Annotated in this window: 10 protein-coding genes; 3 read left to right on the top strand and 7 right to left on the bottom strand. The window is 42.0% G+C overall.

Going from position 1 to position 12428, the window contains the following annotated elements; genetic code table 11:
• Positions 1–6 precede the first annotated feature (6 nt).
• The 5 genes from GQS54_RS08800 to GQS54_RS08780 all read right to left on the bottom strand — a co-directional run bounded on the left by GQS54_RS08800 (position 7) and on the right by GQS54_RS08780 (position 4488).
• The gene (locus GQS54_RS08800; RefSeq protein WP_166423619.1) at positions 7–315 is read right to left on the bottom strand and encodes an REDY-like protein HapK; all 309 of its coding nucleotides are present in this window, start codon (positions 313–315) and stop codon (positions 7–9) included.
• Positions 316–777: 462 nt separating this feature from the next.
• Positions 778–1461 carry an ABC transporter ATP-binding protein gene (locus tag GQS54_RS08795; protein ID WP_166423618.1) on the bottom strand — a complete coding sequence of 228 codons (684 nt, stop codon included), beginning with the start codon at positions 1459–1461 and terminating at the stop codon, positions 778–780.
• The gene (locus GQS54_RS08790) at positions 1458–2660 is read right to left on the bottom strand and encodes an ABC transporter permease (RefSeq protein ID WP_166423617.1); all 1203 of its coding nucleotides are present in this window, start codon (positions 2658–2660) and stop codon (positions 1458–1460) included. Before GQS54_RS08790 ends, GQS54_RS08795 begins: the two co-directional genes overlap by 4 nt.
• Positions 2660–3742, bottom strand: coding sequence for an efflux RND transporter periplasmic adaptor subunit (locus GQS54_RS08785; protein ID WP_166423616.1), 1083 nt, complete (start codon positions 3740–3742; stop codon positions 2660–2662). The genes GQS54_RS08790 and GQS54_RS08785 overlap by 1 nt, the downstream gene beginning before the upstream one ends.
• Before the next feature lie 293 nt (positions 3743–4035).
• Positions 4036–4488 carry a hypothetical protein gene (locus GQS54_RS08780; RefSeq protein ID WP_166423615.1) on the bottom strand — a complete coding sequence of 151 codons (453 nt, stop codon included), beginning with the start codon at positions 4486–4488 and terminating at the stop codon, positions 4036–4038.
• 314 nt (positions 4489–4802) lie between these two features.
• On the opposite strand from GQS54_RS08780, the gene lpxL reads away from it, so the two are divergent.
• Together lpxL and GQS54_RS08770 are read left to right on the top strand one after the other, a co-directional pair.
• Entirely contained in the window at positions 4803–5702 is a 900-nt protein-coding gene (gene lpxL / locus GQS54_RS08775; RefSeq protein ID WP_166423614.1) for an LpxL/LpxP family Kdo(2)-lipid IV(A) lauroyl/palmitoleoyl acyltransferase, read from the top strand.
• Positions 5703–6082: 380 nt separating this feature from the next.
• On the top strand, positions 6083–7969 hold the full coding sequence (locus GQS54_RS08770) for a diguanylate cyclase (protein WP_166423613.1): 1887 nt from the start codon (positions 6083–6085) through the stop codon (positions 7967–7969).
• Between the two features lie 162 nt (positions 7970–8131).
• On the opposite strand, the gene GQS54_RS08765 is transcribed toward GQS54_RS08770, so the two are convergent.
• The gene (locus GQS54_RS08765) at positions 8132–10303 is read right to left on the bottom strand and encodes a sulfatase (protein ID WP_166423612.1); all 2172 of its coding nucleotides are present in this window, start codon (positions 10301–10303) and stop codon (positions 8132–8134) included.
• A 721-nt stretch (positions 10304–11024) separates the two neighbouring features.
• On the opposite strand from GQS54_RS08765, the gene GQS54_RS08760 reads away from it, so the two are divergent.
• Positions 11025–11885: a DMT family transporter gene (locus GQS54_RS08760; protein ID WP_166423611.1), complete on the top strand. Its 861-nt coding sequence runs from the start codon at positions 11025–11027 to the stop codon at positions 11883–11885.
• 66 nt (positions 11886–11951) lie between these two features.
• Here the strand turns inward: GQS54_RS08760 and GQS54_RS08755 are convergent, their stop codons facing one another.
• On the bottom strand, positions 11952–12428 hold the full coding sequence (locus GQS54_RS08755; RefSeq protein WP_205967686.1) for a DUF6314 family protein: 477 nt from the start codon (positions 12426–12428) through the stop codon (positions 11952–11954).

Raw genomic sequence — 12428 nt, 5'->3', positions numbered from 1 at the left:
TGTCCTCTACAGTTTTGACGTCATGATAAAGATAGGATTGTCAGCAAACTGCTGAAATTCGCTGGCGACTTTTTGCATCGTTGCGGTAGCGACATCTTGACCGAATTGGTCCATATCGTTGATTTTAAGAATTTCGATATATTCATAAGGCGGCGTTGCCTCACTCATCAACACACCTTCAGCTTTAAGTACTTCGAATGAATCAACCGACGCGAGGCCGCCTGCGGTGGGAATATCTGTTTGTGTGGCCCATTGACGATAAACACTTTCATCAACACCTGCTTGTAGATTGAATAATACGACTATGGTGGTCATTGGCTGTCTCGAGCAAAATAATTTGTACGGACAAATTTAGAGTGCCCCACAAGACAAGTCAATCATTGCTGAAATTAGCTTTTAAGAAATTGACAAAAAGCAATTGGCGATGGAGATATGTCGTCTCTAAAAAGAACCCGCATTAATCACGAATGCGCTCGACGGTCGACGGTCGACGGTCGACAATTGAATATTCATATAACTATTCTTGACTACCATAGACTTAGCAATCGTTATAACGAGGTTTAGGCAACGTATATTGCACCCTGGCTATTTAGTGACGCTTTATACAAAACGCAAAACAAGATAAACGCTGAGAGCTAAGGTAAAAGCTAAGGTGGGGGCAAACTGAAGAGGTAAAGAATGCTGTAAAACAGAATTTTTGCTAAGGTTTAACAGTAATTGAATTATCTTCATTACTGCTATCACTGAGGCCGTTACAGGTTTTAATCATATTTATTATTAGGTGGGTGCTATTTTGCCATCGGTAATTCGTATTATTTCATCGCATTTCGATGCTACGTTATTATCATGTGTCGATATTAAAAACGTCGTATTGTCAGTGCGATTGATCTCACGCAGTAAGTTCATAACTTGTTTTGCCGTATCTTGATCTAGATTCCCCGTAGGTTCATCAGCTAAAACAAGGTCCGGTTTATTTATCAGTGCGCGTGCAATCGCTACCCGTTGCTTTTGACCGCCCGACAATTGACTTGCTAGAAAGTGGCTACGATCACTCAGCCCTACTCTATCTAACAAATGCAAGGCTCGCTTTCTAAGCTCACCCGTTAGGCGCCCCTGAGGAGCGGCCGCTGGAAAAGCTACATTTTCTAGCGCGGTAAAATCGGGGAGTAAATTATGATATTGAAAAACAAACCCTAGATGTTGATTACGATACTTGGACAAGCTCCCATCCGATAAATTTGTTAAAGATTGGTCTAATAGCATTAACTCACCAGCAGTTGGGCGCATGAGCAACCCCAAAATATTAAGCAATGTCGACTTTCCTGAACCAGAAGCGCCCTGCAACGCAAGCATTTTTCCTTGAGGTATATTTAAATCAATACCTTTAAGAACACATGTTTCCTGCTCGCCATTACGAAAACTTTTAATAATATCCTTAGCCAACAGTAGTGTATGACTCATTGTTGAATTGCCTCGACCGGGTCAACTGCAGAGGCTGCCCGTGCAGGCAGCACAGCGGCTAAAGCAGCACCGAGAATGGTAAGCGTTATAACTAACGCATACCCCCCCTCATTGGGTGCAATTGGTAACATTGCATCGCCATCGGGGCCGGTAATAGAAGCTAATTGCACACATAACAGATAACCTGCAGTTGCGCCTAACATAGCGCCAAGAGCCCCGATAAAAACCCCTTGCAGAATAAATACAGTCGCAACAAATTGTCTGGAAACCCCCGTAGCTCGCATAATGCCTATCTCGGCACGACGACGGTAGGTTGACAATAAAAGGGCGCTAGAAATAGAGATAATAATGGCCAGCAATGCAAACGCTTGAATAAAGTTACCTGTTCGACCTTGGGCTTCAGTGGCATTTTGTAGACTTTTGTTTTTTTCTTGCCATGCAGTGGCTTTTAGCTGCGTGGCGTTGTGTAGTAACGTAGCAATAGCCGGCGCTTTAGCAGGGTCATCAAGCTTTAATCCCAATAGCGTTATACCGTCGGGTAATTCGAATAACGGTCTTGCCACACGTATTGATAAGAAACCAACCCGTTGATCTAAGCTTGCTAAACCCACACGAAAAATACCAGTGATAGGTAACAAACGCTCTGCACCGCGTTCCGATTTTAATAATACGGGCGTGCCAACAAGCAGCCCCAACTCGGTAGCTAAATCAGCACCGATAACTAAACCACCGGTTGTAAGCTCAGCGCTTCCTGAAATAATGTATGCACTAATATTGGTGATTGCATCAACCTTGCTAGGCTCAACGCCTTGGATTGCAACAGGACGGGTCGCTTCTCCTCGTACCAAAAAACCATTTCCTTCAACAATAGGACTAATTGCGCTTACACCGGGAGTGAATTGAGCAATGTCGATTACCTGCTGCCAATTACGTATTTGTTTGCGTTGCAACGTAGACACAGGTTGTGCCACAAAACGTGAGTCATCTATCAATACTCGCGCTATTCTATTCGGGGGCTCTAGTTCGACGTGTGCAATTTTACTTGTGGTTTCCTGAGTTAAAAAAATACTAAGGCCATTAATTAACGCCGTAATAAACACAAATACCACCACACTAAGCGCCACACCCAGCACCAGTAACAGTGTTTGAAAACTGTTTGCAGTGATATAACGCCACGACACTAATAATGAAAATGGCATTAGTCCTCCATTTTCTTGGTACTAACGCTTTGATTTTTAGCTAAAGCGACAGCAGCAATAGTTGCATCAAGAGCAACTAACGCGCCTGAATGTAGACCTGTCTCCAATACAACTGAACTACCTGGCCAATCGATAAAGGTCACAATATTAGACTTTATTGTTGTATCGACAATGGTGTAAACAAACCAACTATCGCCTTCTTTTCTAAGGGCACTCCTAGGCACGCTAAGTACTTCGTCAAAGGATTGCACATAAATATTCACATCGATTGAACGCCCCGGCACAAAGTCGGCGTTAAATTCATTTAACATTAAGCGCGTAAGCCTTGATCCATTTAACGGGTTTACTCTTGGAGATATTTCAGTGATACGTCCTTTCGTTACCTGTTGTTTACCAGTGGGCGCAAGTAGGGCTTGCATACCAAGTACGAGCTCTGAAGCGTAAATCTCATCTACTTCAGCTTCTATCTCAATGGGACCAACAGAGCCTATTTGATAAAGCGTATCACTGAGACCAACCACTTGTCCTTGGTCTATCGGGCGCGACAGCACAACCCCATCGAGCGGACTTTGAATAATATAGTCATCGACCCGAATTCGGGCTTGGTTACGAGCCTCCTGTGATGAACCCAGTTTTGCTTGGGCAGATTCAAGATTAGTACGAGCTTGATCAAGCAATGAATTAGCGACTAACCCTTTTTTTGATAACGCCGCTATACGCTTATAATCCTGAGCCGCGAAGTCGAGTTGCGCTTTAACTGCACGCAAGTCGGCATCCGCCTCACCAAGTGCAGCTTGCTGCGCCGCAGAACGCACCTCAGCAATAGTATCGCCACGATTAACCTTGTCACCTTCATCAACCAGCAAAGCGGTAACCTTGCCGGCAAACTCAACTCGTACATCAACCACATCTTTGTTGCGCACACGTCCGACAACAGCGAGTACTAACTGTGCATCGCCTGGGCTTACACGCAAAACATCAATCTCTAATGGCGCACGGCTTTGCTTATATAAATATCCAGCAATAAACACGATGACGAGTAAACAACTTACAATCAAAAATGGCTTTCGATATTGACCCATGCGCTTAAGTAACTTCCTACTAGTATGGATTTATTTTCATTATATTAAGTTTAAACAATATTAATGACTTACTAAATAAATAATGACGCTTAATTAGCACCGCAATCAAGCACATCGAATGATTACGCTATGGAAAAATTACAACCCGTTCAAATCGACACTACACGGTCTAACGCAATCTCTGCAACGCCAAAACTAAGCGGCGACCATACAAGTCATTGTACTTGACGTCACTCTTATCAATGCTTAAAAAATCTTTTTTAATTAATGTAAAAAGATAGATAAATCGTATTTCAGGCATAGGTATCCACACTTTTGGTGAATACGGGATCTATAGCCTTACCTTGCAATTTTTGTAAGTCGGCTAGAACATCACGGAAGTTTTCCGTTGACTGCCCAGTACTTTCTCGATAAGCAATTCTATTTTGGTAATAGTCGATGAAGTTTATTTTTTCATCCTGCACGGCTTCCATCTGCGCCTTAGTATTTGATGTCAGATCAATGCCCTCAGTGGGCAAAGCAATGTAGCCAAGCGGCACTTCTCCCGCCTTTACCAATTGATTGTATTCTCGGCGCGACATATTAGTAAAATCGTAAACGTCGCTAGTGTCTTGCTCGTTTGTAGTTCGAAACGCAGGTGGGTATTGCTGCGCTTCATTACCGTTGCCTGGCAATGCATTGCCTGATGCGCTAACACGTTTATTCTCGCTAAGTGATGATAAAACTGAGTTTGATGGGATCTGCATTATAACTCCTTAAGTTTCTATCCGCGATTTTTCCAGCTTATATCTGTGGCATAGCAAGGGGTATTCCAGTGTCGCAGTGATGGTGGTTTTGATTAACGATGAAACGGCACGTCGTTTGGTTAAATCGACCTAATGGCAAAAGGCTAGATAGCAATAATGGGGTGATGCAGGTCCTATGTGGGCTGCTCAAAAGGGTAAATCAGCAAAATATGAAAAATAATCTCACCTAAGTGTGCCTATAAAAACGCATTTTTGTTATATTCCCTAGACTTTGTGCAACGTATTTTCAAATTTTTCGGATGGCCATTCAATTCATGTCAAAATCTCTTCTACATCCAAGGCACTGGACCAGCTGGCTGGCAGTGTTGATCCTTAGGATAATCGCCTTACTCCCTTTTAAAGTAAAAATGTTAGCCGGCAGTGCATTTGGCAAAATTGGCTATCGGCTACTTAAACGACGCCGTCACATTACTACCACTAATATTGCCTTGTGTTTTCCTGAAAAATCTAAAGCTGAACAAGAGCAACTAGTCAAAGACATATTTGTAGCTAACGGTATTGGTTTTTTTGAAATCGCTTGGGCTTGGTGGGCTAATCCAGATTCATTGCGCAAACGGTTTACAGTAAAAGGGTTAGATGTGCTAAAGGCCGCGACAGAAAACGGCCAAGGCGTATTACTAATTGGCGGCCATTATACGCATTTAGATTTAGCGGGGATGATGGTTAACTTGGTTGCTGATATTGATGTTGTCTACCGCAAAAATAACGATCCTGTTTTTGAATACGTCATCACCAGTGGCAGAAAACGTGTTTTTAAAAACGTATTTGAGCGTTCTGACATGCGGGCCATTATTCGGACTTTGCGCGAAGGGCGCACCGTATGGTTTTCACCGGATCAGGATCACGGCATCAAGAACTCGGTATTTGCTCCCTTTTTTGGCATACCCGCGACGACTGTGACGTCAGCGAGTAAACTAATGAGATTAGGTAAAGCCAAGCCAGTCTTCGTATCACACAAACGTGACCTTAAGACCAACCAATATCAAGTTACCTTTGCAGTGCCAGAGACTGAATTTCCAAGTGGCGATGATGTACAAGACGCAACGATCATCAATCAGATGATCGAAAACTCGATCAGAGAGCAGCCAGACCAATATATGTGGGTTCATCGCAGATTTAAAACACGTCCAGAAGGCGAACCGTCAGTCTATTAGATAATAAAACGACTATTGGGATTAAACAGCGTCAACCTACAAAAGCTTGGTGACGCGCTTCTTACCCCATAGGGCTTTTGATGACGCGCAATACATTTCAGGTATAGAGGTTATTCTAAAAATACCACTAAGACGTTTCGACTATCGCTCACAGATACGGATCGCTAAATGTGTTTAATAACCATCAGCGTAATCAAGCTAATCACATTATCTTTTTTAAGCAAAATCCAACTATTTGCTAATAGCATAAAATCCATGGTTAGATAAAATATTAGATATATTTTACGATTCTGCATGCCAATAGTGGTTCTATCCTTAATGCGCGACTAGAGTGATAGATAAGTTATAGTCATCCTTATCAAATTTGGGTATATACCGCGTTGTTAGCTTTTAAATTGTTCAAATTTTTTGGCCTTCTTTTATTTTTTTTGTCCCTAGGCGCGCCTAGCATTGGACATGCCAACCCTATCAAAAATAATCGTGCTGATGAGATATATAACCGTTTTGATACCGCTGAATTTTTATCGGAAGAACAATTAGATCGTTTGTTAGAAGAGTATAAGAACAGCTTGGCACCGGACGATGTCATTCGGCAACGACTACATATACGGCTAACATGTTGGAACCTTCCTAGCGATACAAATGAGCAATTAGCGCATGTTATTGCCTATGCGGATGAATACTTAAGAATTTACAAAGAGCCTACCCCTTCTGCCCTTCAGGTTGATTTACAGCTATGTAAGACCTGGCAATTACATATGCTAGGCAAAAACGACGAGATATTACCTGAGCTAAACGAAGTGGTAAAGGATGCTTATTTATTAGAAGATCCTCGTCTTATTGCTGAGGCTCGCGGCATCAGAGGCTCTATTTTATCTTACGTTGGTAATTTTTCGGCAGCACTTGAAGATCTCATTACCGCGCAAGACCTATATGAAACGCTTAACCTGCCATATTCAGCCAACTTAAATTTAAGTGAACTTGCTAACAGTTATCGCCGTTTTGGTGACGCTGAAACCGCATTGAGATACCTGCGTAAACTCGAACAAAATTATTTAGACAAACAATTAATTTATGATGCGAACGAAACCAAAACGTTGATTGGCTTTTCATTAGAATCGCTGGGGAGATACGAAGAAGCGCTTGATGCTTTTCGTCAGATTCATCAATATTGGTTGAAAGAAAATAATTTGACGGCAGCAGCGGATTCGTCAATTGATATAGCCAATATTTTGATCAGTTTAAATCGGTTAGATGACGCACAAAACGCATTACGTGAAGCACAGAAACATGTGACACCTGAAAATGATACGAGCTACAGTCACATGAACTTAAATCTTGCCAAGCTACATTACAAATTAAACGATAATGAACAGGCTCTACAGTATATAAATAAAGCACAGGATGCGTTTAACTACAGTAACAACGCGAGAGGACTAAGTCTATCCCTTGACCTAAAACGTCAAATTTATCAAGCACTTGAAAAATGGCCCGAAGCGTATATTGCGTTAACCGAGTTCGTCGAAAACTACCTTGCGCTAGATAAGCAGATCATTTCTGAGCGAAACGCTGAAATGCAAGTTCGCTTTAATACTGACAAAATTCAAACTGAAAATGACCAGCTCATTCAACAAGAAAAAGTCAAAGAGAAGCAACTACACATCATGCAACGTAATGATAGTTTGCAGATCATAATTATCATTCTGGTAGCGATAATTTTGTTGATTGTATCAGTCTACGCCTATAAACAAGTTATGCGTAAACAGGTGTTTAGACAGTTAGCACTCACCGATGAACTCACCAATTTATCAAATAGACGTGACACCTATGCCCACGGAGAGGAGTGCTTAAAAGCCGCAAAGAAAAACAACCAGCCGTTTTCAATCATCTCTTTTGATGCTGACCATTTTAAATTGGTTAACGACAGCTTAGGCCACGAGATTGGCGACAAAGTACTCATACAACTTGCTTCCATTAGTAAAAGTATGATGCGTGAAACTGACACTGTCGGCCGCGTGGGCGGCGAAGAATTTTTGATTTTATTGCCCAACATTGATAAAGACAAAGCAATCGAAATAGCACAACGATTAATTGATACGATTGCCCAATACGACTGGTCAATAATTTCAGCGAACTTGCACCAAACCGTCAGTGCAGGGGTTGTTAGCTACACTGATGAAAATGAATTATCGCCCTTAATGTTAAAAGCAGATAAAGCGCTCTATTCAGCCAAAGCGGCGGGGCGAAACTGCGTAAGAGTGGAATAAGTGCCTTACATTCTCGAGAGACCAGCAATAGCAATGCTGGCATCAGACGTTTCAGCGTAAATATAGCCTCACAAAAACGATGCAAAGTGTTATACCAATTCCAATAAATAATTGCCCGTGGTTAATTATTTACTGAAGTTGGTATTAGTGATCCACTGGTATTTAATCAATTCTTCTTCTTAGCAATATAATGAAAAGAACAGAAAATAGCATCACAAAGTGCACGCTCCCCGCGGATTTTGAGGTGGTTTCATTGTTGACTGCGCTAGGTTTAGGTGCAACATTAAACGTAACGGTTTGCGAAGCCTGATGATGTCGGTCATCCGCAGTAAACATTAATGTGACTGACGTATCTGAGTAGTCCGTTGGAATGCTTACCTTAAACTCCCCCACCGTTGGCGGCAGGCTTAGAGAATTCGCGAGTAAATTGTCGCTTGAGACACTCATATGAATAAAATCTTTATTGAGATCGATGGCTTCAATATTAAAACTAGCCGTACTTCCTTTTGTAATGTTCTGCGTAACTTGAGAAACCGTTAAGCTAGGGGCAACTTGGGTTGGATTAATACGCACCCCAACTTGCTTCCTAATAGTTTGCCCTTGATCCCTAACAATAAACGCTAAGCCCACATACTCTTCTTGAGTCACCTCTGGTGCCACGAAGCTTATGCTGTTTTCGTCCGCAGTTAAGGTAACTGTTGGGCCCATAAATTGTTTGTAAAGGACAGAAGCGGTATTACTGTGATGACTTAATATATATGTGAACCTCGCTGTGTCTCCACCATCAATGACCTGCTGATCAGTTTTAATTTGAAATTGAATATCAGAGGGAATTTTTTGTTCCGGTAATCGATAGTTTTCTTTTTCTACTCCGATCGTATCGTAGTTAAAAGCACCATCGCGATAATTAGCATTAACGATCGGAGTTACCGCTTCACTTTCTAGCAAATACGCCTCTAAAAGCGCGTCAAGTTCAGTCACTTTATGAACCTGGGTTTCAGCTAAATTAACTGATTCAGAGGGGTCAAGGTCAAGATTATAAAGTTTATAAAGATGGCCCCCATATTTGCCGTAATGAAATGTACGAATTAATTTCCAGCCATCTAAGGTAACAGTAGCAGAGGGTGGCAGCCAATCTGGAACCTTTGGCTCCGCGGGATAGTAAGTAAAAATAGCACGCGTATCTAAGGTATCACCTTGTAAAATTGGCCGAATATCTCGACCATCAACAATATGTGTTGATGGCCACGACAAGTTAACTCCGTTGAGTAACGTAGGAAAGAAATCTGCCGTTTGTATAGGTGTATCACTCAACGTGTTAGGCTGCGTAAGACCCGGCCAAATAACCGCCGTCGGAACTCTTAATCCCCCTTCATATTCAGTGGCCTTCCCTCCTTTTAGAGGAAAGTTACTCGTTGCATGTGTGTTTCCTACAACGGTGTACATATTGCCACCATTGTCCGAGGTAAAAATAATAATGGTATTTTTTTCTACCTTAGCCTCAACCAATGCTTGCCACAATATACCAATAGCATCATCAAATTGTTTCACCATAGCCGCATAAGTGACATTACGTTGACTATGAAACCCCGAACGCTTATTAATAAAATAATCAATTACGTCGGCGTCTGCATTAAATGGAGCATGAACCGAAAACGCCCAAAAATTTAAAAAGAAGGGGCCATCATCTTTCACACTGAATATCCATTTTTTTGCTTCTTTGGCGAGTCGAATATCGATATGTTCACCCGCAGTTTGTGGCTGAATATCGGGCGCAAATGACCAAGGAGCAAGATACCCTCCGGTAGGGCCAGCTCCGTGAAAATTGGGTATATCTATATCAAAACCGTGTTCCAAAGGACTATATGGACGAGCCCCAAGATGCCATTTACCAAAGTGTGCAGTATGATAGCCGTTGGCTTTTGCTATAGAGGATAGAGTCGGTAGTTTTGTGTCCAAACGTGTAACCGTTTGTGGCGCTATAGACTTTCTATTTGTAGCCGCCGAGGCTGGTAATGAAGGCGTTAATCTCACCAAAGGCAAATGATGACTTGGAGTAGTTGAGCCGTGTCGAGCCGGGGTTTGCCCAGTAAGTAAAGAAGCGCGAGTAGGAGAACACAGTGGACTATTAGCATAGGCCTGACTGAAAATCATACCTTTCGCCGCAAGTGCATTAATATTAGGGGTTTCTAAAAATTGACTCGGCTGAAATATAGTTGTGTCATTCCAACCAAGATCATCAGCCAAAATAATAACGATGTTTTTGGGTTGCTCATCTAATGCCTTGATATTAAAAGAAATTATCAATATCAGACATGCAAAAAAACGAAACATGCTATTAAGTCCTTTTAAAATACGTCCACGCTCTAAGAATGTAAGGTCTTTGCAGCGATAAATACGACGTCAGGCAATTTATATTTTAATGTCCAGTTTAACGAACATCTGGATAAGCATATTAACGAGATGCTGCTACACCAAATCTGCTACCTATCCCTATAACAACAAAACTATCCTGAAAACTAATTCGAAAACCATCTCAAAAACTATCCCGAAAACAACACCTTACTTATTATCTGTCTATTATAGGACGCCGCAAAAAGAAAACCACACTAATTGGCAAAAAATAGTACCGTAAACCAGAAAATACTGAGTAATAAAACGTTCACCAACAGCAAATCTAGTTCCATTCGCTATACACAGAAATTATGATGGAAGTCCGGCTTAGCGCCATTTTTTGAACGACACGACAAACGTTAAGCAGTACTTATCTGTATAGGTTATTTCATTAATGTAAATCGATTAACCCAGCCATACTGGACACGGCAATAGTAAATACTGCCTGCAAGATTAACAATAATAGATTGAGGGTAGCCATTCCCAATACCGTCCAGTTTGATTGAAACTTAAAATTTCATGCGCCAATATTTGTGGTTTATTTAGTTGAAAACGTCAGGGGTGGCGCCCTCCTCTTCTTGGCAATGACAAACAGCAATCTTGATTAAACCGGCATAATGCCATACTTTATCGCGCACACAATTTTGCAAAAGAGTCTCGCGTGTTTTATTTAGTCGCTGTCACCGTTTTATGGGCATTTTCGTTTTCGCTAATAGGTGAGTACTTGGCGGGCGCCGTAGACAGCTATTTTTCTGTACTTACCCGAGTTTTACTCGCGTCTCTGGTGTTCTTACCCTTTTTGAAGCTCTCACTACTGAGCGCCAAGCAAAAACTGGCTCTGGCTTGTTTAGGCGCATTGCAGCTGGGTTTGATGTATATCTTTTTTTACCATTCATTTCTTTATCTATCGGTACCAGAAGTACTGCTGTTCACTATTTTCACGCCAATTTATGTGACTATGCTTAACGATGCGCTATTTAAGCGGTTCTCGCCTTTTCATCTGTTGTGTGCGCTAATTGCTACTGTGGGTGCGGCAGTCATTCGTTTTGAGGGCGTCAGTGATCATTTCTGGACAGGCTTTTTTATTGTGCAAGGCGCCAACCTTTGTTTTGCTATTGGTCAGGTTGGCTATCGAAAACTAGCTGCCACATTCCAGCCAACTGTTTCTGCGCATAATGTATTCGCCTGGTTCTACATTGGCGCTTTAGCCGTAGCTTTACCTGCTTTCTTTATGTTCGGTAACGCAAGTCAATTACCACAAAATACAGCCCAATGGAGCGTACTGTTATGGTTGGGCGTAATGGCATCTGGAATGGGTTACTACTTCTGGAATCAAGGAGCGCTAAAGGTATCGGCGGGCACGTTGGCTATTATGAATAATGCCCTGATCCCTGCTGGGCTAATCGTCAATCTAGTGCTGTGGCAAATAGACACTGATTTTAGCCGCCTTGCACTTGGCGGTTGCATTATTGCTATCGCGCTGTGGTTATCACAAAAGCGCAATAAAATGGACGCTGCATAACTTGATATATCTGCACTTATGTAGAGGTTAGCCTAATAACGTGTTTTAAATTGGGCACAAAGTACGTTATGCCCGTTGATAAAGACTTGTCATTTTATAGTCTTTTCGTGGGCCTTTGACCTGCCATGTTGACTCCCAGCATGGCCAATAATCAAAATCATACTTCACCACATAATGATCGTCACCACACAAGTGCTCCGCATAAGGTTTGGCCGCAGTAAAGCTATGAAAATAGCGGTGGTCATCAAATAACACGTCAATTTTACCGCCAGCTTGCTGTTGCCACACATAGGCGCGCTCAGCTTGAAGCACCTTTTTATCTGGTGCTGTGACTATCCCAGATTCTTGGTAAAGCAATTGAGAATCAGACCACGCAAAGTTTGCCGCCCCGTTGAATAAAAACGCTTCACCGCTACTTTGCAGTATTTGCCTATTGAGCTGCCATACGCCCACAAAGTCCTTAAGGCAAGAGGGCGAATCATTATTTGGAATCACCGAATTTCCCTGACGTAGACCAGTGCTGGTGTATTTATTCACCGCCAT

Source organism: Paraglaciecola sp. 20A4, assembly GCF_011378905.1.
In the GTDB taxonomy this organism is placed as follows: Bacteria; Pseudomonadota; Gammaproteobacteria; order Enterobacterales; family Alteromonadaceae; genus Paraglaciecola.
Note: the sequence above shows the minus strand (reverse complement) of the source record. Positions and strands in the feature narration are given on the sequence as shown.